At 72.0% G+C, this 22,509-nt stretch carries 16 protein-coding genes; 12 read left to right on the top strand and 4 right to left on the bottom strand.

The annotated features are described in order from the left end of the window. The first annotated feature begins 84 nt into the window (after positions 1-84). The 9 genes from G401_RS0123290 to G401_RS0123245 all read left to right on the top strand — a co-directional run bounded on the left by G401_RS0123290 (position 85) and on the right by G401_RS0123245 (position 11,660). A complete protein-coding gene (locus G401_RS0123290; protein ID WP_027344399.1) occupies positions 85-4,164 on the top strand; it encodes a bifunctional nitrate reductase/sulfite reductase flavoprotein subunit alpha in 4,080 nt (1,359 codons plus the stop codon). 195 nt (positions 4,165-4,359) lie between these two features. Then, positions 4,360-4,953, top strand: a complete 594-nt coding sequence (locus G401_RS57175; RefSeq protein ID WP_034592800.1) for a hypothetical protein — start codon at positions 4,360-4,362, stop codon at positions 4,951-4,953. Continuing rightward, positions 4,950-5,837 carry an SAM-dependent methyltransferase gene (locus tag G401_RS0123275; protein ID WP_027344396.1) on the top strand — a complete coding sequence of 296 codons (888 nt, stop codon included), beginning with the start codon at positions 4,950-4,952 and terminating at the stop codon, positions 5,835-5,837. The genes G401_RS57175 and G401_RS0123275 overlap by 4 nt, the downstream gene beginning before the upstream one ends. A gap of 12 nt (positions 5,838-5,849) precedes the next feature. After that, positions 5,850-6,593, top strand: a complete 744-nt coding sequence (locus tag G401_RS0123270; protein ID WP_027344395.1) for a Stf0 family sulfotransferase — start codon at positions 5,850-5,852, stop codon at positions 6,591-6,593. Continuing rightward, positions 6,590-7,312 carry a hypothetical protein gene (locus G401_RS0123265; RefSeq protein WP_027344394.1) on the top strand — a complete coding sequence of 241 codons (723 nt, stop codon included), beginning with the start codon at positions 6,590-6,592 and terminating at the stop codon, positions 7,310-7,312. Before G401_RS0123270 ends, G401_RS0123265 begins: the two co-directional genes overlap by 4 nt. After that, positions 7,305-8,099 carry a 2OG-Fe(II) oxygenase gene (locus G401_RS0123260; protein WP_027344393.1) on the top strand — a complete coding sequence of 265 codons (795 nt, stop codon included), beginning with the start codon at positions 7,305-7,307 and terminating at the stop codon, positions 8,097-8,099. Before G401_RS0123265 ends, G401_RS0123260 begins: the two co-directional genes overlap by 8 nt. Beyond that, complete coding sequence (locus G401_RS0123255) at positions 8,096-8,809, top strand: SDR family NAD(P)-dependent oxidoreductase (protein WP_034592847.1); 714 nt, start codon at positions 8,096-8,098, stop codon at positions 8,807-8,809. Before G401_RS0123260 ends, G401_RS0123255 begins: the two co-directional genes overlap by 4 nt. Continuing rightward, positions 8,806-10,659 (top strand): RiPP maturation radical SAM C-methyltransferase, encoded by a 1,854-nt coding sequence (locus G401_RS47770; protein ID WP_051367028.1) that lies wholly within the window; start codon positions 8,806-8,808, stop codon positions 10,657-10,659. Before G401_RS0123255 ends, G401_RS47770 begins: the two co-directional genes overlap by 4 nt. Before the next feature lie 194 nt (positions 10,660-10,853). Then, positions 10,854-11,660, top strand: coding sequence for a VOC family protein (locus G401_RS0123245; protein ID WP_027344391.1), 807 nt, complete (start codon positions 10,854-10,856; stop codon positions 11,658-11,660). On the opposite strand, the gene G401_RS47765 is transcribed toward G401_RS0123245, so the two are convergent. The 3 genes from G401_RS47765 to G401_RS0123230 all read right to left on the bottom strand — a co-directional run bounded on the left by G401_RS47765 (position 11,620) and on the right by G401_RS0123230 (position 14,372). Further along, a complete protein-coding gene (locus tag G401_RS47765) occupies positions 11,620-12,096 on the bottom strand; it encodes a hypothetical protein (protein WP_064741838.1) in 477 nt (158 codons plus the stop codon). The two genes, G401_RS0123245 and G401_RS47765, sit on opposite strands and share 41 nt — an antisense overlap. Positions 12,097-12,198: 102 nt before the next feature. Beyond that, positions 12,199-13,296: a phospho-N-acetylmuramoyl-pentapeptide-transferase gene (gene mraY, locus G401_RS0123235; protein ID WP_027344390.1), complete on the bottom strand. Its 1,098-nt coding sequence runs from the start codon at positions 13,294-13,296 to the stop codon at positions 12,199-12,201. 158 nt (positions 13,297-13,454) lie between these two features. After that, positions 13,455-14,372 carry an arginase family protein gene (locus G401_RS0123230; protein ID WP_027344389.1) on the bottom strand — a complete coding sequence of 306 codons (918 nt, stop codon included), beginning with the start codon at positions 14,370-14,372 and terminating at the stop codon, positions 13,455-13,457. 59 nt (positions 14,373-14,431) lie between these two features. On the opposite strand from G401_RS0123230, the gene G401_RS0123225 reads away from it, so the two are divergent. Further along, the gene (locus G401_RS0123225; RefSeq protein WP_034592797.1) at positions 14,432-15,037 is read left to right on the top strand and encodes a CGNR zinc finger domain-containing protein; all 606 of its coding nucleotides are present in this window, start codon (positions 14,432-14,434) and stop codon (positions 15,035-15,037) included. Positions 15,038-15,109: 72 nt separating this feature from the next. Here the strand turns inward: G401_RS0123225 and G401_RS47760 are convergent, their stop codons facing one another. Continuing rightward, positions 15,110-18,895 (bottom strand): WD40 repeat domain-containing protein, encoded by a 3,786-nt coding sequence (locus G401_RS47760; RefSeq protein WP_157546204.1) that lies wholly within the window; start codon positions 18,893-18,895, stop codon positions 15,110-15,112. 358 nt (positions 18,896-19,253) lie between these two features. On the opposite strand from G401_RS47760, the gene G401_RS47755 reads away from it, so the two are divergent. Both G401_RS47755 and G401_RS47750 read left to right on the top strand, forming a co-directional pair. Continuing rightward, a complete protein-coding gene (locus G401_RS47755; protein ID WP_051367025.1) occupies positions 19,254-20,759 on the top strand; it encodes a DUF4153 domain-containing protein in 1,506 nt (501 codons plus the stop codon). Positions 20,760-21,524: 765 nt separating this feature from the next. Then, the coding region (locus tag G401_RS47750) for a non-reducing end alpha-L-arabinofuranosidase family hydrolase (RefSeq protein ID WP_034592840.1) at positions 21,525-22,509 on the top strand (985 nt) is incomplete at its 3' end.

Here is a 22,509-nt window from a genome sequence, read left to right as displayed (position 1 = left end):
CCGAAACAGCTGCACGCCGACGTGCGTCACGTTCGTGTCACGTGTGTTTCCTACGGTCGAGGCGGTCCTGAATGAAGGAGCGTCATGGCCGCAGCAACCCGCTCGACGCAGGTCCGCACCGTGTGCTCCTACTGCGGGGTCGGCTGCGGCATGGTCCTCGACGTCGAGGTCGGCCCGGACGGGCGGCGCACGGTACGCAAGGCGTCCGGCGACAAGGCGCATCCGGCGAACTTCGGCAGGCTGTGCACCAAGGGCGCCACGACCGCCGACATGCTGGCCGCGCCGGGGCGGCTGACGACGGCCCTGACCCGGCCGGAACGCGCCGCCGCGCCGGTGCCGCTGCCGCTGGACGAGGCGATCGAGCGGACCGCGCGACGGTTTCGGGCCGTCATCGACGAGCACGGCCCGGACGCCTTCGCCCTGTACGTGTCCGGGCAGCTGAGCCTGGAGGCGCAGTATCTGGCGAACAAGCTCGCCAAGGGCTTCATCGGCACCAACCAGATCGAGTCGAACTCGCGGCTGTGCATGGCCAGCGCCGGGACCGGATACAAGCTGTCGCTGGGCGCGGACGGCCCGCCGGGGTCCTATGAGGACTTCGAGCGGGCGGACGTCTTCCTCGTCATCGGCGCGAACATGGCCGACTGCCACCCGATCCTGTTCCTGCGGATGATGGAGCGGGTCAAGGCCGGGGCGAAGCTCATCGTCGTCGACCCGCGCCGCAGCGCCACCGCCGACAAGGCCGACCTGTTCCTGCAGATCCAGCCGGGGACGGATCTGGCCCTGCTCAACGGCCTGCTGCGCCTGCTGGCCGACGGCGGGCACACCGATCCGGGGTTCATCGCCGAGCACACCGAGGGCTGGGCGGCGATGGCCGACTTCCTGGCCGACTACCCGCCCGCGGCGGTGGCCGAGCTGACCGGCCTGGCCGAGGCGGACATCCGTACGGCGGCGCGCTGGATCGGCGAGGCCGGGGAATGGATGTCGTGCTGGACGATGGGCCTCAACCAGTCCACGCACGGCACCTGGAACACCAACGCCCTGATCAACCTGCACCTGGCGACCGGCGCGATCTGCCGTCCCGGCAGCGGCCCGTTCTCGCTGACCGGGCAGCCGAACGCCATGGGCGGCCGCGAGATGGGCTACATGGGACCCGGGCTGCCCGGCCAGCGCTCGGTCCTCGTCGACGGCGACCGCGCGTTCGTCGAGGACCTGTGGCGCCTGCCCACCGGTACGCTGCGCGCGGACGGCGTCGGGACCGGCACGGTCGACATGTTCGAGCAGATGGCCGCCGGGCGGATCAAGGCGTGCTGGATCATCTGCACCAACCCGGTCGCGTCGGTGGCCAACCGCAAGACCGTGATCGCGGGGCTGGAGACCGCCGAGTTCGTCGTCACCCAGGACGTCTTCGCCGACACCGAGACCAACGGGTACGCCGACGTCATCCTGCCCGGCGCGCTGTGGACGGAGACCGAGGGCGTCCTGGTCAACAGCGAGCGCAACCTCACCCTGGCCCGGCCCGCCGCCGATCCGCCCGGCGAGGCGACCGCCGACTGGCTGATCATCGCCCGGGTCGCGCAGGCCATGGGCTACGACGGTTTCGCGTACGCGAGCGCGGAGGAGGTCTTCGAGGAACTCAAGGGCGCCCGCAACCCGAAGACCGGTTACGACCTGACGGGCGTCACCTACGAACGCCTGCGCTCCACGCCGGTGCAGTGGCCCGCGGCGCCGGGCGGCCCGGACCGCAATCCGATCCGCTACCTCGGCGACGACGGGCGGCCGCGGTTCCCGACCGCGTCCGGCCGGGCGGTGTTCTTCTCCCGGCCGCACCTGCCCGCCCGGGAGATGCCCGACGACGACTACCCGTTCGTCCTCAACACCGGCCGGGTCCAGCACCAGTGGCACACGCTGACCAAGACCGGCAAGGTGGGCAAGCTCAACAGGCTCAACCCGGGCCCGTTCGTCGAGATCCATCCCGACGACGCCCGTACGCTCGGCATCGCCGACGGCGACCCGGTCGAGATCGCCTCCCGCCGCGGCAAGGCGGTCCTGCCCGCCGCCCTCACCGACCGCGTCATGCCCGGCTGCTGCTTCGCCCCGTTCCACTGGAACGACCTGTTCGGCGAGTACCTCAGCGTCAACGCCGTCACCAACGACGCCGTCGACCCGCTGTCGTTCCAGCCGGAGCTCAAGGTCTGCGCGGTGTCGCTGGCCAGGTCGGCCGTGCCCGTGGTCATCTCCCCGCCGCGGGCCGAACCTGCCGAGGACCCAGCAGTCGCCGCCGCACCGCACTCCGAGCTGGCCGGCCTGCTGGGCGTCGCCGACGTCCGGCCGCCCGCGTTCGACGACCGCGAACGCTCGTATCTGGCCGGGTTCCTCACCGGCCTGCCGCGACGTCCGGCCGCCGTGCCGGTACTACCGCCGGGCGCACCGCTGCGGCCCGAGCACACCGCCTGGGTCGACGGGCTGCTGGCCGGCTGGTTCACCGGCGACCGGTCCGTCGGCGGTGACAGCGTCCTGGCCGCCGAGAGCCCGGACGCCCCACCGCCGGGCCGGGCCGTCACCGTGCTGTGGGCGTCGCAGACCGGCAACGCCGAACAGTTCGCCGCCACCACCGCCCGGCGCCTGGCGGCCGCCGGGCACGCCGTGACCGTGCGCGACATGGACCAGGCCGACGTCACCGCCCTGCCCGCCGGTGATCTGCTGCTGGTCACCAGCACCTTCGGCGACGGCGACGCCCCCGACAACGGCCGCGGCTTCTGGGAGTCCCTCACCGCCGCCGACGCGCCCCTGGACCACCTGCGGTACTCGATCCTGGCGTTCGGCGACTCGTCCTACAGCGACTTCTGCGGCCACGGCCGCCGCCTCGACCAGCGCCTGGAAACCCTGGGCGCCACCCGCATCACGCCCCGCGCCGACTGCGAGCCCGACTTCGAGCCCACCGCCACCGCCTGGCTCGACCAGGTCGTCGCCGCCCTGACCCGGCAGCCGGTGGCGGCCCGGGTCACCGCAGCGCCCGCACCGCCCGCACCGCCCGCACCGCCCGCAGCGACGGCCCCGCCGGTCGCGACGGTCCCCCTGGTCGGCAACGAACTGCTCAGCCTGCCCGGTTCCAGCAAGGAGGTCCGCCGGTTCACCTTCGACCTCACCGGCACCGCCCTGCGCTACCAGGCCGGTGACGCGCTGTCCGTCCGGCCGGTCAACGACCCGGGCCTGGTCGCCGAATGGCTCGCGCTCACCGGCCTCGACGCCGACACCCCGGTCGACCTCGACGGCGCCGGCACCCTCCCGTTCGCCGAGGCGCTGCGCGAGCACCTCGACCTCACCGCGATCACCAGCGGGCTGCTCGGCTTCGTCGCCGAGCGTACGGGTGAGGCGAACCTGCGCCGCCTGCTGCGCCCCGACAACACCGGCGAGCTGGCCAAGTGGACGTTCGGCCGGCAACTGCCCGACGTCCTCGGCGAGCACCCCGTGCGGGCCACCGCCCAGGAATGGGCCGGCACGCTGCGACGGCTGCGCAACCGCTCCTACTCGATCTCCTCCAGCCCGCGGCTGGATCCGGCCGCGGTCAGCCTCACCGTCTCCGTCGTCCGCTACGACAGCCCGCTCGGCCGGGCCCGCAAGGGCGTCTGCTCGGCGTACCTGGCCGACGCGCCGGCCGGCACGCCGATCACCGTGCACGTCCAGCCCTCGCCGCACTTCCGGCCGCCGGCCGACCCCGACACTCCGATGATCATGATCGGTCCGGGCACCGGCGTCGCCCCGTTCATCGGCTTCCTGCACGACCGCCGCGCCCAGGGCCACCGGGCCGCCAACTGGCTGCTCTTCGGCGAGCAGCACCAGGCCACCGACTTCTACTACCGCGACGAGCTGGCGGCGCTGCGTACCGACGGGACCCTCGCCCGCCTCGACACCGCCTTCTCCCGCGATCAACGCAACAAGGTCTACGTCCAGGATCGCGTACGCGAGCACGGCCAGCTGCTCTGGCGGTGGCTCGACGAGGGCGCCCACCTGTACGTGTGCGGCGACGCCGCCCGCATGGCCAAGGACGTGCACACCGCGGTACGCGACGCGGTCGCCGCGCACGGCGGCCTGAGCCGCGAGGCCGCCGACGCGTACGTCAAGCGGCTGGCCGCCGACAAGCGCTACGTCCGCGACGTCTACTGAGCGCCGCCTCGCATCTGTCCACAAGCGAATGACACGCGCGGATTTCGCCCACAGCGTATCCCCGGCCGCGTGAATCAGGGCGATCTGTCCGTTGCATACCTAAAACCGATGTTAGCTTGTGATTCGATCCTTTGCTTGCCCGCCCATTCCGCTGGAGCATTCGATGACCGGATCCAACGCGCGCGTCGGCGCCGCATGAGCGACTTCCACGAAGTGATGCTTCGCGCGCAGACCGACTACGACTTCCTGCTCGCCGTGCGGTCCGACCCGCAGGCGGCCCTCGCCGGATACGACCTGACCGACGACGAGCGGAGCGCCCTCACGGGCGACCCGATGGCGTTGTGGCGCAAGGTCTCCGGTGCGATGTTCCCGGGTCCGGCGGTCGCTCTGCCCCCTCCGCCACCGCCTCCTCCCCCGCCACCCCCTCCTCCGCCGCCGCCGCCCGGCCCTCCTCCGCCACCGCCGCCTCCACCGCCTCCGCCTCCGCCACCGCCGCCTGGGCCGCCGCCACCACCTCCGCCGCCCCCGCCGCCGGGCATCTTCGTGACGCCGACCCCGCCGATCGACATCGGTGTGAGCCCGTCGGTCAGCCCCGATCCGCCCGCGCCGGGCGTCGTCGTGCGCATGCCGATCACCTTCCTGGGCATGGCGCCGGGCCGGCCCGGCTTCGAACCGGAGGAGTTCATCCGTGATCCGGCGGTCGTGCGGTCCGTGCAGGCGATCCGGGCCGCGCCGACCGACGCGGAGCGGACAGCGGCCGTCTATCAGCTAATGGAGACACTCGGATGACCCGGACGGAACTGCCGTACGACATCGCCATCGTGGGTCTCGGCATCGCCGGGGTCCCCCAGATCACCCATGAAGCCGAGGAGACGATGCGGCGCTGCCGGCACGTCTTCGTCGCGGACACCGGCAACGGGGTGGCCGAGTATCTGCGCACGCTGAGCCCGCACGTGGTGGATCTGGCCTCGGAGAAGGAGACCGGGGCGCACCGGATCCCGATCTACCGCCGCTTCGCCAGCCACGTGGTCTCCGCGGCGCTCGCCGAGCCGCCGGTCTGCTTCGCGACCTACGGGCACCCGACGATGTTCTGCTATCCCACGACGCTCATCCAGCGCTCCGCGGTGGTGCTCGATCTGAAGGTGGCGCTCGTGCCCGGGGTGTCCTCGCTGGACACCCTGCTGTGCGATCTCGGTGTCGACCCGGGCTCCGACGGCCTGCAGATGTACGAGGCCACCGATCTGCTGGTACGCCGGCGTCCCCTGCAGAACGACGTCGCCTGCGTCATCACGCAGGCCCCGATGGTCGCCGACGCCCTCAACCGGCCCGCCGCCCGCGATGTCGACAACCTGGCCCTACTGCAGGCGTACCTGCTGAAGTTCTATCCGGCCGACCATGAGGTGGTGCTGGCCACGTCCAGCCCGCATCCGCTGCTGGAACCGCTCGTCCAGCAGGTCCGGCTGGGCTCGCTCGCGGCGGGCCTGGTGCAGAGCGCCCAGCTGACGACGCTGTTCATCCCGCCGGTGGCGCGCCGCGCGATCGCGGACGCCCAGCTGGCCCAGCGGATGCGCGTCGCCGGGGCCGAACCTGTCCAGGCGGCCGCCGGGGCCGGGTCCGCGGTGCCGACCCGCCCGGGGCGTCCGAACATCGGTCCGCAGCAACCCGCGAACTAGCCGAGGGCAAGCATGCCGTCCGCCACCTACATCATCGCGTCGACGCCGCGTTCGGGAAGCACGCTGCTGTGCGACGGCCTCTTCGCGACCGGGGTGGCCGGGCGGCCCACCGAGACCCTGGCCCCGCATTTCCGCTCGTTCTGGCTCGACCAGTGGAGCCTGCCCGCGGACAGTGGTTTCGGCGAATATTTCCAGGCCGCGCTCAACTACGGCACCACGCCCAACGGCATCTACGGCACGAAGATCCACTGGGAGCACCTGCCGGCCCTCGCCCGCGAACTCGCCGTCGAGGGCCGGCCCGACCAGGCGCTCACGGCCGCCTTCCCGGGCGCCGCCTACGTCCGCCTGATCCGCAACGACCTGCGCGCGCAGGCGCTGTCGCTGTTCCGCGCGACGGTCACCGACCAGTGGTGCCGATGGGAGGGGCAACCGCCGTCGCCCGCCGACGACCCGGTGCTCGACGAGGACGTGGTACGCGGCTTCGAGGCGGCGATCGTCGAGCAGCGCGCGGCGTGGGACGGATTCTTCGCCGCCCACCGCATCCGGCCGCTGACCGTCGAGTACGAGGACCTCGACGCCGACTACCGCGGCCAGATCGCCCGGGTGCTGAACTTCCTCGGACTCGACGGCGGCGCCGCGTACGCGATCCCGGGCACCCGGCTGCTGCGCCAGTCCGACGAGCTCACGGCCGCCTGGCGCGAGGCGATGGACGCGCGCGACACCCCATCGGACGAACAAGTGAAGGGGTCGGCATGAGACACCGGCGTTCCATCATCGTCATCGACGACTTCTACCGCGATCCGCTGGCGGTACGCCGCTACGCGCTCGGGCAGTCCTTCTACACGCCGTACGAGGACGAGGCCAAGGTACGCGCGGGGATCGTGGCCGCCACCTGGTGGGCCACCCGTTTCCGGGCCGCCGCGCAGTGCCCGGTCAAGTCGTCCGGGGCGCTCCTCGCGGCGCTGGAGCAGGCGGTCGGCGAGCCGGTCGACCGCGACCACTGGAACGCGCCGTTCGCCGTCGACGCCGCCGCCAACCCGCTGCCCACCGCCGACGGCCGGGGGCAGAGCTGCCTGTGGAACGGGTGCTTCCACGTCAAGCCGGACAACGGGCAGCAGCTGGGCAACGGCGTACACAATCACGTCACCGACCAGTGGAACGGTGTCGGGCCCGACGGCTGGGCGGGGATCGTCTACCTGAGCCCCGACGCGCCCCTCGACGGCGGGCTGCACCTGTGGCGTAACACCCGGCCGGGGCACGACTTCGACTGGATGACCCCCGCCGAGAACTGGCAGCGCGTCGACTCCTTCGGCAACGTCTTCAACCGGCTGATCCTGGTACGCGGCGACGTGCCGCACAGCGGCGCGCGCGGCTGGGGGTCCCGGATCGAGGAAGGACGCCTCTACCAGACGTTCTTCTTCCGCACCACGCCCGCTCGGCACGACCCGGTCGCCCTGGACGGCGTCGATGGCTGACCACGCCCTGCTCCCGCGCCTCGACGACGTGCTGGCCAACCGGTCCTGGCTGCGCCGCGACCGCCCGTTCCGCCACTTCGTCGCCCGGGACGTCTTCACGCCGGACTTCGCGGCGTCCCTGGCCGCGCAGCTGGGCGAGATCCTCGGCCGCGGGTTGAGCGACGTCCCCGCGCAGGGCCGGTTCTCCCGCGGCATGAAGGGCTACGACGCCTACGGCATCGGCATCACCGAGGACCTCCCGGCGCCGCTGAGCCTGTTCATCTCCGCGCCGTGGCGCGACCTGATGTGCGGCCTGTTCGGCGTGGAGAAGACGCCCTACGTCTTCGCCGGGGCGCACCACCACGCGCCCTGGGGCGCGAACGGGTTCATCCACAACGACTTCAACCCCGTCTGGTTTCCCCGTGCCGCGGACGCCGAGGAGATCCGGATCCCGGACATGGCGCTGTGCGACTTCAAGACCGGCGCCGGGTCGCTGCCGGACGCCGGCAAGGTCGAGACCGTCCGCGGCGCGGTGATCCTCTACTACCTGCTCAACGACGGCTGGCGGCCCGGCGACGGCGGCGAGACCGGCCTGTTCCACCAGGTGACCGACCGGCACGAGGCCGCCGCGGTGCGCTGCCCGCCGATCGACAACAGCATCGTCGCGTTCGAGTGCACGCCCCAGTCCTTCCACGCCTACCTGGCCAACCGCGGCCGGGCCCGCACCTCCATCATCATGTGGGTTCACCGCGGCGTCGCCGAGGCGGCCGAGCGCCACGGCGCGGATCGAATCGAGAAGTGGCGATGACCAGACGCGTCTGCCTGCTCACCGGCGCGAGCGGCACCTTCGGGCAGGCCTTCGTGCGCCGGTGCGCCGCCGACTACCAGATCGTCGCGGCGCACCACACCACCCCGATCGAGTACGCGACCCAGGACCAGTCCTTCGTGGACCCGCTGCGACCGGAGGCGGGTGTCGCCGAGAACGAGGACGCCGTGTACTCCATCGCGGCCGACCTGCTCGCACCCGACGGGCCCGCCCGCGTCGTCGCCGAGACCATCCGGGCGTTCGGCCGCATCGACATGCTGGTCAACGCGGCCGCCCGGCGGGACTGGGGGCCGCTGACCGCGCCGGAGAGCCTCGACGCCCTGCCGGATCTGTTCGCCCTCAACGTGTTCGTGCCGGTACGCCTCGCCGCCGAGGCGGCCGACGCGTACTGGCGCCGGGATCCGGCCGACAACGCCCGCGAGCTGCGCCACGTCGTCAACCTGTCCAGCACCGCGGGCCACTACGTCTACCCGGATCTCGGCCAGGGCGTCTACTCCGCGTCCAAGGCCGCTCTCACCCAGCTCACCTACCATCAGGCCAGCGAGTTCTGGAACCTCGGCGTACGCGTCAACGCGGTGGCGCCCAACACCTTCCCGGGGATCGTCGGCGTCGACGACGTCATCGACGCCGTGCTCGCCTTCGACAAGTCCGAGGAGACCGGAACGATCACCGTGCTGGTCGGACCGTCATGAAGATCCTGCTGGTCAACATGCCCTTCGGCGCCGTACGCCCGGCGATCGGCCCCAGCCTGCTCAAGGCGCACCTGGCCGGGTCGGGCTGCGAGACCCGCATCGCGTACCTCAATCTGCGGTACGCGCAGCTGCTGGGCGGCACCGACTTCACCTACATCGCCGACCGCTCGCCGACGCAGAGCCTGGCCGGGGACTGGGTCTTCGCGCCGGCGCTGTTCGGCCGGCGTGAGGAGGCCGACCGCCGGTACCGGGCGGACTTCCGGGAGCGCTTCGGCCGGTTCGCGCCGCCCGAGGGTCCGCTGGCCTGCCTGGACCGGGCCCGCGCGCTCGTCGAGCCGTTCCTGGACGAGTGCCTGGAGCAGGTCGACTGGGCCGGCTACGACCTGATCGGCTTCACGTCGACCTTCACGCAGCATGTGGCGTCGCTGGCACTGGCCAAGCGGGTCAAGGAACGCCATCCGGAGAAGGTCGTCGTCTTCGGCGGCGCCAACTGCGAGGACCGGATGGGCCTGGCGCTGCACCGCTCGTTCCCGTTCGTGGACTACGTGTGCGGCGGCGAGGCCGACATCAGCTTCCCGGAGCTGGTCCGGACGATCCGCGACGGCGGCGACCCGGCCACGATCCCGGGGGTCATCTCGCGACCGGGTTCGACCTACCCAGCGCTGGCGCCGCAACGGGTCAAGGACATGGACGCCCTGCCGCTGCCCGACTACGAGGACTACTTCGAGCAGCTGGCGCTCACGGGCGGCGGGAACCGCAGCATCCTCATGGAATGCTCCCGCGGCTGCTGGTGGGGCGAGAAGCACCACTGCACGTTCTGCGGGCTCAACGGCACCTCGATGGCGTTCCGCAGCAAGAGCGCCGCCCGCGTGCTCGACGAGATCGACGAGCAGATCCGCCGCTACCGGTCGGCGCACATCGAGATGGTCGACAACATCCTGGACATGCACTACTTCCAGGATCTGCTGCCCGAACTCGAACGCCGCCGCCTCGACCTCGGGCTGTTCTTCGAGACCAAGGCGAACCTCACCAAGGCCCAGGTACGCCAGCTGCGGGCCGCGGGCGTGACCGCCATCCAGCCGGGCATCGAGAGCTTCTCCAGCGACGTGCTGCACATCATGCGGAAGGGCGCCACCGCGCTGCAGAACATCCAGCTACTCAAGTGGTGCAAGGAGATCGGCGTCAAGGTCTACTGGAACCTGCTCTACGGCTTCCCCGGCGAGGATCCCCGCGACTACGAGACGACCGCCCGCGTGATCGACAGCATCACGCACCTCGACCCGCCGCAGGGCATGGGCGCCATCCGGCTGGACCGCTTCAGCCCGAACTTCATGCAGGCCGCCGAGCTGGGACTGTGCGGCGTACGCCCGGACCGCAGCTATGCGGCCATCTACGACCTGCCGCCGGAGTCGTTGGCGGACCTCGCCTACTACTTCGAGCACGACTACGTCGACGGTCGCGTACCCGCCGAGTACGTGGTCGAGGCCGAGGCCGCGATGCGCCGCTGGTTCGCTCAGACCGGCGGCCGCGGGCTGATCAGCGTCGACCACGGCGACCAGCTGGCGCTGTGGGACTTCCGCGCGGTGGCGGTCCGGCGCCTGACCGTCCTGGAGGGCGGGGCACGGGACGTCTACGAGCACTGCGACGAGCACCGGTCGCTGGCCGCCCTCACCCGGTACGCGACCGGGATCGGCCTGCCCGGCCCGGAATTGCGACGGATCCTCGACGAGCTCTGCGAGGCCCGCCTGATGCTCGAACTCGACGGCCGGTACCTGAGCCTGGCGGTGCCCGTCCTCTCGCGTACCGTCGACGAGGCCGCGCAGGCGGAGACCTTCGCCCTGGCCTTCTGACGGTGCGGGCCGCCGGTCGGGCGGCGAGCTCGACGCTCGGATCGGCCCAGCGGGCGAAGAGCCGGAGGCCGGCCTCGACCGGCCGAAGATCCTTTGGCCGCATCGCGGCGGTGTGTGCCCCTTAGGTTGATCAACACACCGCGCCCCGGTCTCTAGGGTGCCTCCCAGGAAGATCCGGCCGGGAGGAGAACCACGTGCGCGTACGGGGCTATGCCACGGCGACGCCGTGCTGGGCGGTGCACCACAGCACGGACGTCGCCGCCACCGCGGACTTCTACGCCGGCCTCTTCGGCTGGACGGCCGCGACGCACCACGGTGCCACCGTGTTCCTGCTGCGCGACCTGGCCGTGGCCGGCCTCGCCGCGATTCCCGGCGGGACGACGGCGCCCGGGCAGCGGCCGGGCTGGCTGACGCACATCTCCACCGACGACATCGACAGCACGTCCCGGCTCGTGGTCGAAGCCGGCGGCACCGTGCTGCGCCCGGCGACCGAGCCGGACGGCCGGGGACGCTCCGCGGTGTTCGCCGACTCGCTCGGCGCGGTGTTCGGCGGCTGGCAGCGCGGAACGACCCCCGGCGTCGCGTTCGCCGGCGCCCAGGCCGTCGACGAACCCGGCGCGGTGACCTGGAGCGAGGTCGTCACCCGCGACACACCGGGGACGGTCGCGTTCTACGGCAAGGTCTTCGGCTGGACCCAGCAGGCCGGAACGGCCACCGAGGAGCACGAGTACTACGAGTGGCGCTCGACCAACCGGGTCGTCGGCGGGATCAGCATGATGGACGGCGGGCACTACCCGCCGGGTACGCCGCCGCACTGGCGCACGATCCTTCAGGTCGACGACTGCGCCCGGGTCGTCGCCCGGACCGCCGAGCTGGGCGGCCGGGTGCTCGCCGGGCCGGTGGACGCCGGCATCGGGCACGCGGCGTACATCGCCGACCCGACCGGCGGGACCCTCCTGGTCATCGAGCCTCTTCCGGAACTGATGGCCGCGCTGGGATAGCGAGCCCGTGGATCGCCGCGCCGTCGTAGGTGAGGATGCGGGTCTCGTCGTCGGCCGAGCTGCGCAGGTAGCCGATCCAGCCGCGGGTGGTCGCGTACCCGGCCAGCCAGGCGGCGAAGGCGCACACGTTGGCGAGCTCGTCCTCGTGTACGCAGCTGCGCACGGTGAACTGCCACCGCACACTGTGGTCTTCGTACAGCCGCTGCCGCGTGCGTACCAGGGCGGCGACGTCGGCTCCGTCGAAGTAGTAGTTCTCGTCGATGCCGGAGAACAGCGGGTAGGGGTTGTCGAGGTACCAGTCCTGGGGCTCGAACGACTGAAACCCGGCCGGCGGCGTGTCGGCGAGGTACGTGTGCCAGCGGATCTCGTGCAGCACGTCCTCGGGTACGTCCGGGCGCAGTTCCATCGTGAGGAACAGGTCGAAGTAGTCGCTCACGACGGGCACCGTAGTCCACCCGCACCACGCCCCCACCAGGACGGACAGCGAACCGACATGGGCCGTCCGATACTCCTGCCGGGTCCTTCGGGGACGGTCGGGTCAGGGCAGGTGGCTGAGGAAGTCGCCGTAGAACAGGCCCAGCCCGGCGAGGATGCCGGCGCCCGCGATGATCCAGAACCGGGTGACGATCGTGACCTCGCTCCAGCCGACCATCTCGAAATGGTGGTGCAGCGGCGACAGCCGGAACACCCGGCGTCCGGTCGTCTTGTAGGACGTGTACTGGATGATCCTCGACATCGTGATGATGACGAAGAGCGCGGCGATCACCGGCAGCAGCAGAACGGTCCGGGTCGCGATCGCCTGACCGGCGATGAGCCCGCCCAGGGCCATGGAACCGGTGTCGCCCATGATGATCCGCGCCGGTGACGTGTTCCACCACAGGAAGCCGAGCAGCGCCCCGGCGGCCCCGCTCGCGAGCAGCGCGGTCTCCAGCGGGTCCCGGGTCACGTAGCAGTACGCCGACCGCACCGCCGGATCGGCGCACCAGTGCTGGTACTGCCAGAACGAGATCAGCCAGTACGCGATCAGCACGATGATCGACGTCCCCGTGGCCAGGCCGTCGAGCCCGTCGGTCAGGTTCACCGCGTTCGTCGCCGCCAGGACGATCGCGATGAACACGACGACCGCCCCGATCCGCCCGACGTTCAGCCAGCTGATCTCGCGGACGAACGACAGCCGCGTACCGGACACCGTCCAGCCGGCCGTACTCGGAAAGCGCAGCGCCACGACGCCGAACGCCAGACCCACCAGCAGCTGCAGCGCGAGCTTCCAGCGCCCGCTCAGCCCGGCCGTGTTCTTCTTCGTGACCTTCAGGAAGTCGTCGACGAATCCGATGCCGCCGCAGAACACCATCAGCCCCAGCAGGACGAACCCGGTCATCGTCGGCCCCGGCGGGACGATCTGCGACTTCGGCAGGAAGTTCATCACCACGTGCCCGACCACGTACGCCAGCACGGTCCCCACCGTGAAGACCAGGCCGCCCATGGTCGGCGTACCCCGCTTGGCCTGGTGGGCGGCCGGATTGATGTCTCGGATCGGCTGGCCGGCCCGCAGCCGGACCAGTGCCCGGACCGCCAGCGGCGTCACGAACAGGGCGAAGACGAAGGCGACGGCGGCCGCGACGACCGAGGAGACCATCGGCTTGGCACCTCCCAGAGGACGCAGACAAGATCGCTGAGCGGCCAGTGTACGGGCATCACGCGGTCTTCCATGACCCCCGGATCCCGGTCGTGCACGACACGGCTTCGATCGCCTACGGGCCGGCGGTCCCCCGGCAACGGGACGGTCGGCGGGTGTCAGCGGCGCGCCGCGAATCCCCGGCCGAGCGCCCCGGCTATCGGTCCGCTGTAGCGGCGCTCGGGATCCGCCTCCGGGTCGTAGATGCCGACGTTCGCGCCGATCACCCGCTCGTCCGCGACCAGGCGCGCGAGCAGCTCGGCCAGCTGGGCGAAGCCGAGGCCCGGCGAGCCCGGGGAATCGACGGCCGGCATCGCGGTCTCGTCGAGGATGTCGAGGTCCAGGTGCAGCCAGACCCGCTCCAGGCCGCGCTCGTCCAGCCGGTCGACCGTACGCGCGGCCGTGGCCTCGATGCCGTGGTGGGCCATCTGCTGAGCGGTGAAGCAGACGATCGCGGAGTCCTCGACCGTCGCCCAATGGTCCTGCTCGCCGGGCACATCCGTCTCCCGGTCGCCGAGCTGCACGACGTCCGCGTCCGCCACGAGCGGCGTACCGATGCTCGGCCAGTGGGTCAGCAGCGGCTCGCCCCGCCCGGTCGCCAGCGCCAGGTCCATGCCCGCGGCCGAGCCCAGCCGGGCCGCGGTGTCATAGTTGTTCGGGTGATAGAAGTCGTTGTGCCCGTCCAGGTGCAACAGCCCGCAGCGCCCGTCGCGCCGCGCGCCGGCCAGGCTTCCGAACAGGTTCGCGCAATCGCCGCCGATCACCAGGGGAAACCGGCCCGCCGCCAGCGCCGTGCCCACCGCCTCCGCGATGATCATCGAGTACGCCCGCAGCCCTCGCCCGTTCCGTAGCCGGGTGTGCGGCTGAGCCTCGAAGTCATAGGCGGGATGCTCGAGCGCGGTGAGCCGTCCCGCTCCGACATGGTCGGCGAGCCCGGCGTCCAGGAGTGCCTGCGGAGCCAGCCAAGCGCCCGGCTCATGACCGGGAGTCAGCGGCCTCAGGCCGAGGCTGGACGGCGCCGTGATGATTTCGATCATGGATGCAGCCTACCACTAAAAGCCATTTTACCGGTTGCAGGCGATGTACTCTGGGAGGCATGCAGGTGGTAGCGCACCAGTTCCAGCCCCGGGACCTCGTGGCCGGCGACATCGTCCTCGACTTCGTCAACACCGTCACCGCCCGCGACACCGATCCGGTCGACTGGCTCGACGCGTACGCCCGCCTGGTGTCCTGGGGGCGCCTGGCCGGACTGCCGCCCGCCGAGCTCGACCATCTCGACGCCGAGGCGGTCGCCCATCCCCGGCGGGCCGCCCAGGCGCTCGTCGAAGCGAAGGCGCTACGGGAGACGCTGTGGGAGCTGCTGACGCCGCCGGCGGGCGGCGCAGCGGACGCGGCGGCGCGCCTGACCAGGAGCTGGCGCTCGGCCGCCGCCGCGGTCACCGTGTCCGACGTCGGCGGCCGGCTGGCGGCGACCGTCACCGCCGAGGCTTCCGGCTTGGCCTATCCGGAGCATTTCCTCGCGTTGAGAGCCGTCCGCTTTCTGGAGTCACTGCCGTCGCCCCGGCTGCGTGTCTGCGGCGGCCGGCACTGCGGCTGGCTGTTCCTGGACACCTCCAAGGCCGGGCGCCGCCGCTGGTGCGACATGGCGACCTGCGGAAACGCCGAGAAGACCCGCCGCCACCGATCAGCCGTACACCTCTGACATCACCCGAGCCGGTGCTGCAGAGCCTCGCCACGTCCGAGCGGGACCCGTAGCCGTCCGAGATCTTCCCAGTCAGGGCACGGCGGAGCCGAGGGCCGGATAGGCGAGGACGGACGCGGTCGGGTCGGCGCCCTGGCCGGAGGGAAGCCGCGCGCACAGGCGCCGGTACGGCGCGGATCCGACGTAGAACGCCCATTCGGCACGGGTCAGGTTCCGGCCCGCCCGGCGGCAGAGTTCGGCGGGCCAGGAGCTGGGAACCGGCGTGAGCCGGGCGGTGCGGTCCCATGAGGTGGTGGCCAGGGTCGTGCCGTCGGGGCTGAAGGCCACGGCGGTGACCCACGCCGTGTGCCCGGCGAGTTCGAGGATCGCGCGGCCGCCGTCCTGATCCCACAGGCGCGTGGTGCCGTCCCGACTGCCGGTGGCAATCCAGCGCCCGTCGGGGCTGAAGGCCACCGAGGTCACCTCGGCCGTGTGTCCGGACAGGACGGTGGTCCGGCGCTGGGCGGCGACGTCCCACAGCTGCGCGGTTCCGTCCTCCGCGCCGGTGGCGAGGACGGTGCCGTCCGGGCTGAAGGCGAGCGCCGTGAGATGTCCCGCCCGGGGGGTCAGAGTCGTGACGGTGTCGCCGGTGCGGACGTCCCAGATGCGGGCGGTGCCGTCGGTGGACGCGGTCGCGACGGTGCGGCCGTCGGGAGGGAACGCGACCGCGTCGACCCAGTCCGTGTGACCGGTCAGGACGTGGATCGCGCGCTGGGTGCCGAGGTCCCACAGCCGGGCGGTGGCGTCGGTCGACGCGCTGGCCAGCAGCCTGCCGTCGGGGCTGAAGCCGAGGCTCGCGACGCCGTCGGTGTGGCCGGGCAGCATGCCGGTCTGCTGATGGGTCCGGGTGTTCCACAGGCGGATCCTGCCGTCCTTGTGGCCGGCGGCGAGCAGGTCGCCGTCGGGGCTGAACGCCACCGCCAGCACGGGGCCGGCATCGGCGTCGAGGACGGCGGCGGGACCGTGCCCGGCCATGTCCCACAGGCGGACGGTCCCGTCTCTGCTGCCGGTCGCGACCGTTCGCCGATCGGGGCTGAACGCTGTCGCGTCGACGTAGTCGGTGTGGCCTTCGAGTGTGACGATCGACCGGCTGGTGTCCATGTCCCACAGGCGGGCGGTGCCGTCCCGACCTCCACTGAGGACGGTCCGGCCGTCCGGTGCCAGGGCGGCCGCCAACACCTGGTCGGTGTGCCCGGTGAGGGTCGCCTGGGGCTGGTGCGTGGCGGCGTTCCACAGCCGCACCGTCCCGTCCCAGCTTCCGGTGACGATCGTTCGGCCGTCCCGCGCGTACGCCACGGCGCTCACGACGCGGGTGTGGCCGACGAGGGTGGCCACGGTCTTGTTCGTGCCGGTGTCCCAGATGCGGGCGGAGCCGTCGGCGGATCCGGTGACCAGAGTCGTCCCGTCCGGGCTGTACGCGACCGCGAAGACCTCGCCGTTGTGGCCGCGGAGGATCGCCGTGGTACGCCGGCCGGCGACGTCCCAGATCCTCGTGGTGTTGTCGTCTCCGCCGACAGCCAGGGATCGCCCGGTCGGATCGAAGGCGACCGCGTACACGGGGCCCTGGTCGCCGGTGAGGGTGGTGAGCAGCCGCCGGCCGGCGACGTCCCAGAGCCGGTCGGTGCCGTCCGCGTCACCCGTCGCGATGACCGTCCCGTCCGGGCTGAAGGCCAGCGCGTGGACGGAGCTGCTACCGGCGAGCACGTCCAGGGGCCGGCCGGTGCCGGTGTCCCAGAGCCGGACCGCGCCGTCGGCACCACCGCTGGCCAGCACGTTCCCGTCGCCGTTGAAGGCGACCGCGGTGACCGCGGCGTGCTGGGTGAGGACGGTGACCGTGCTCGCGGTGGCGGTGTCCCACAGGCGTACCGTCCCGTCGTCGCCGCCGGTGGCGGCAGTCCGGCCGCCGGGCGCGTACGCGACTGCCGTGACCGCGCCGGAGTGCCCGATGAGTGGCCGCGCGACGTGCATCGGGGCGGCGAGCGCGGCCTGCGCGCTGGCCACGGTCGGGGCGGTCGTGGCGTACCCGAGGCCGGCCAGGGCCAGCAGGTTCGCCAGCTCCGGCTGGGTGGGCAGCAGGACGCGCGCCTGGGCGGCGAGGCTGACGGCGATCGCGAGGTCGCGCTGGGCGTTCGCGGTGATCGTCTGCGCCACCGCCACCACGGCGAGCAGGCTGACCGTGACCAGCCCGGCGACCAGGCCGCCGACGGTGGCCCGCAGCCGCCGGCGGCGACGGGCGTCCTCCCGCGCCTGGCGCGCCGTGCTGGCGGCCAGGAAGCCGCGTTCCCGCTCGTTGAGCGCTTCGGTGTCCCGGGCGGCCCAGTCGTCGAGCTGGCCGCCGCGGTAGAGGAACGCGTCGTCGTGGCCGTGCTCGGTCCATTCGTCCGCGGCGCTGGTCAGGTGGCGGTGGATACGCAGCGACTGGCGGTCCGCGCCGAGCCAGTCCCGCAGCGTCGGCCAGCCGCGGATGAGCGCCTCGTGGGCGATCTCGACGGTGCTGTCCCCCACGGTCACCAGCCGGGCCGCCGCGAGGCGTTCCAGCACCGAGGCGGTGACGGCGTCGTCGGCGAGTTCGGAACGCGCCACGCGGCGGCGGGTGTCCTCGGTGCCGTCGCCGAGGGCGGTCATCCGCAGCAGGATCCGCCGGGCGGCCCGCCGGTGCTCGCCGTCCAGCCTTCGGTAGACGTCCTCGGCCGACTGGGCGACCGCGCCGTCGAGGCCGCCGGCCGCCTGGTAGCCGGCGAGGAACAGGCCGGTGCCGCGCCGCCGGCGCCACGTCTCCCACAGCGCGTGGGACACGAACGGCAGCGCGGCCGGCCGGGACGCGGCCTCGGCGACGACCGTGGCCACCAGCGTCTTCTCCAGCATGAGCCCGGCCCGGGCCGCCGGTTCGGTGATGGCGACCGACAGCTCGTCCGGCGTCATCGGGCCGACGAGCAGCTGCGCGTCCTGCAGGACGCCGGCCAGCTCCGGCAGGCGTACGCAGTGGGCGTAGAAGTCCGCCCGCAGCCCGATCACCACCCAGGTACGCCCGTCGGGGGCGAGGGCCGCCGACAGCAGCGCCCGGATGAACGCCTCCCGTTCGGACACGTCCTCGCAGAGGGAGAACACCTCCTCGAACTGGTCGACGACGAGCAGCCGGCGGGCGTCCGGACGCTGGCCGGTCGGGAGGTCGGAAAGAACCCGGCCGAGGTGGCGGGGGTCCGCCGCGAGGTCCGCCGCCAGCGTGTCCGGGTCGCCGCCCGACCGGGCCGCCAGCGCCGTCGCGCACTCCCGCAGCGGGTGGGCGCCCGGTGTGATCAGCAGCGTCGACCAGCGATCGCCCTCGGCGCGTACGGCGGGGAGCAGCCCGGCGCGCAGCAGCGAGGACTTGCCCGATCCGGAGGCACCGACGACGGCGACGAACCGGTCGCGCGCCAGGCGGTCGACGAGGGCGGCCACGAGGCGGTCCCGGCCGCAGAACCGGTCCGCGTCCTCGGGACCGTAGGAGGCGAGGCCCAGGTACGGGGGCCGCGCCGCGGCGGGATCGGCGTCCTCGTGAGCCGGCGCGGCGGCGTCCACCTGGGCCGCCGCGGCCCGCCACCGGACCGCCCAGTCCGCCGCGTCGCCGTCGCAGGCGCGCGCGTACGCCAGGGTGACGGCCAGGGAGGGCAGCCGTTCGCCGGCCGCGGCCTGGGCCAGCGTCGCCGCCGAGTAGTGCGCCCGTCTGGCCAGGACCCGGTAGGTCGGATTGCCCGCCGATCGCCGCAGTTCCCGCAGCGCGACGGCCAGCTGCTGCGCCGGTCCTGCTCCTGGGTCCACCGGTCGTTCCGGACGCGGCATGAGTCCTCCCTCGCGGCGCGGCAACACGAAGACAGCCGCCGATGTCGGCAGGCGGCATCGATGAGTCTTGCCGAGCCGGCGGTTGTCTGCCAGCGCGCCCGGAAAACAGACAACCCGATCCTCGGGGGAGTCGGTCGCCGGCCTGCCGAACATCCCGCGCGGCACCGTCGCGACCCTGGTGGCGCGAGGTCCGGGCCCGCGTTGTGTGGCGTTGATTGTCAGTCCGGCGCGGTCGACACGCGACAACCGGGAAGGGACTACACCCGAAGGTGCACGGCGAACATCCCGCGGCGGCCCTCCCCCTCCCCTGGCAGGGAGGGCCGCCGCGCACGCAGACCTCGTCTGAAAGGCAGCTCCCATGTCGGTGCCGGTCGCCAGCCTCGTCTCCACCACACCGCCACAGCCGCTCGATCAGCCGCCGAGGACGCGGCCGCGTACGGTGCTGGCCGTGACCGCCGCCGCCGCCATCACCGCGGCCGTCGCGCTGTCGTGGCATCGTCCGGGCGTGGGCTGGCTGCTGACGGCGCTGGTCATCGCCGCGGGAGTCTGGGCGGCAGCGGTCCGTGGCGGTCCCGTCGATCAGGCCTGGCCGGTCCGCAGGATGGTCCGCTACGGCTGGGCCGTGGCCGCGGCCCTGCTGATCGCCGTCGGGACGGTACGCGCGGCGGGATGGCTGTTCGTCCTCTGTGTCCTGACCGCCGTCGTCGTCGGCTGCGTCGCCCTGGCCGGCGGCCGGTCGGCCGGCAGCGTGGCGCTGGCGCCGCTGCGGGTGCTCGCCCGGCTCCCTGGGGCCTCGCGCTGGCTGGCCGGCAACGGGGCCGAGGCGCTCGGCAGCGACCGGACGACGGTGCTGCGGACAACCGTCGCGGGCCTGGTCACCGTGGTTCTGCTGCTCGTGTTCGGTTCCCTGCTGACGCACGCCGACGCGGCCTTCGCCCAGGTCCTGTCCACGCTGATGTCGAACCTGGACGCGGCCACGCTGCTGCGGTGCCTGCTGTCGGCCGCGCTCGCCGCCGCGGCCACCGCGACCGCGGCCCACCACCTGCTGACCGACGCGGCCGTACCCACGGCGACACCACCGTCGAGGCTGGTACGCCGGGTCGAATGGGCCCTGCCGGTCGCCGGCCTCGTCACCCTGTTCGCGGGCTTCGTCGCCGTCGAAGCGACGATCCTGTTCGGAGCCGAACGCCACGTGCTCGAAACGGCCGGGCTGACCTACTCCCAGTACGCGCGCAGCGGCTTCTGGCAACTGCTCGCCGTCACCGGTCTCACACTGCTCGTCGCCGGCGCCGCCGCCCGGTTCGCCCCGCGGACGACCAGGACCGACCGGGTGCTGCTGCGTACGCTGCTGGGTCTGCTGTCGGCGCTGGCGCTCGTCATCGTGGCGTCGGCCCTGTCCCGGATGGCCGCGTACGAGCACGCGTACGGGTTCACCCGGCAGCGGCTGCTGGTGACCACCTGCGAACTGTGGCTCGGCGCGGTGTTCGTCCTCATCCTGATCGCCGGCATCCGGCTGCGGGGACGGTGGATCCCCCAAGCCGCCCTGGCCGCCGCGGTCGCCGCGCTCCTCGGCCTGGCCGCGCTCAACCCCGACGCCTTCATCGCCCGGCAGAACATCGCCCAGTTCCACGTCACCGGCCGGATCGACCTCGGATATCTGCGGACCCTGTCGTCGGACGCGGTACCCGCGTTGCAGACCCTGCCGTCGCCGTACCGGTCCTGCGTACTGACCACCGTCAACAGGAAGCTGGCCGACGGTACGCCGGACGGCTGGTTCGAATGGAACCTGGGACGCAGCATCGCCCGAACTCAGCTCCGAGCCGATCCGCCGGTGTTCGCCCCCTGGACCTGGTGCCCGGCTTGATCTGGGGGGCGCGGGGCAGACCGCCTGGTTCACCCGGCACCGAGCTGCTTTTCGTCGTATGCCCGTGACCACCGCGGTGGCCTACCGAAAGCCCTGCCGCATAACACATATTTGCGGCATCTTGTGGGTCGGATATAGCGAGCCGGCTCCGTGGACGAGGTCTAGATTCCACTACATGCGCGCCGCCGCTGCCGTCCGCGGCGTGCGCGCCTCGCCGGGCCGGTGAGCCTGATCCGGCATGTCCACACCGCACATAGTGAGCGTTCACATCGGATGCTTCATCGCATTCTGGTGAAATATGCTCGCGGCGTCGACGACGACCTCGCCACCAGTGTTGTTCACAAGTGACTTCACCTGGGACGATACGCGCTTTCACGGCAACATCGCTGCGGGGTCGCACGTGGACAGGCAAGCCTGACGGCACGAAAGTTTCCAGGTTGGTGGACGGCCCGCGCTCGTCGTGCCGCGACTCGGCAATGGCCGGAGGACTATCTCCACCTGGGCTTTCCGCTCATTCTGTCGACGTCGGGCAGCGAACGCCCACGGCCTGACGGCCTCAGCGAGAGCCGAGCCTCTTGCTGACGGCGATGTTAGCGATAACATTCGGCTATCCCTATTCCGACGTTCCGCTTCACCTTCCGGTCAGGTCCCGTATGCCCGCCGGATGGCCGTCACTCCCCGCCGGGCGGGGACGTAGCGGGACGACAGATCGCACCGGGTGGCCGCCCGCCCGACCGGACCACCCCGTACTCCCTGGAGGATCCGATGAAGTTTGCCCGCTTTCGGTCGCTGGCGGTGGTCGCCTGTACGGCCGGCCTCACGGCGGCCGGAGCCACCGCGGTGCTGACCGCCACCGCCGCCCAGGCGGCCGCCGGCTGCCGCGTCGACTACACCGTCGCCAGTTCCTGGCAGGGTGGCTTCACCGCCAACCTCGTCATCACCAATCTCGGTGACGCCGTCAACGGTTGGCGGCTCACCTGGTCGTTCGGCGCCGGCCAGACGGTCACCCAGCTGTGGAACGGCACGGTCACCCAGTCCGGCGCGCAGGTGGCGGTGACCAACGTCAGCTACAACCCCGCGATCCCCACGAACGGCAGCGTCACCCTCGGATTCAACGGCTCCTGGGCGGGCTCGAACCCGGTGCCCACCGACTTCGCCCTCAACGGCACCGCCTGCAACGGGCCGGTCAGCAGTCCGTCGAGCACGCCCAGCCGGCCCGCGAGCAGCCCGCCGGGCAGTCCCAGCAGCTCACCGAGTAGCCCCGCCAGCCCGTCGAGCAGCCCGAGCAGCTCGCCGTCGTGCTCCCTGCCCTCGACGTATCGCTGGACGTCGTCGGGTGCCCTGGCCTCGCCGCAGCACGGCTGGGTGTCGCTCAAGGACTTCACCAACGTCGTCTACAACGGCAAACACCTCGTCTACGCATCCAACGTGTCAGGCTCCTCGTACGGCTCGATGAACTTCACACCCTTCACCAACTGGTCCGACATGGCATCGGCCAGCCAGAACGGGATGAGCCAAGGCACCGTCGCACCGACCCTGTTCTACTTCGCACCCAAGAACACCTGGGTCCTCGCCTACCAATGGGGCGCATGGCCCTTCATCTACCGCACATCCAGCGACCCCACCAACGCCAACGGCTGGTCCGCACCCCAAGCACTGTTCACCGGCAGCATCGCCAACTCCGGCACCGGCCCGATCGACCAGACCCTGATCGGCGACGGCACCAACATGTACCTCTTCTTCGCCGGCG

The organism is Hamadaea tsunoensis DSM 44101 (genome assembly GCF_000428945.1).
Taxonomy (GTDB): Bacteria; Actinomycetota; Actinomycetes; order Mycobacteriales; family Micromonosporaceae; genus Hamadaea; species Hamadaea tsunoensis.
Note: the sequence above shows the minus strand (reverse complement) of the source record. Positions and strands in the feature narration are given on the sequence as shown.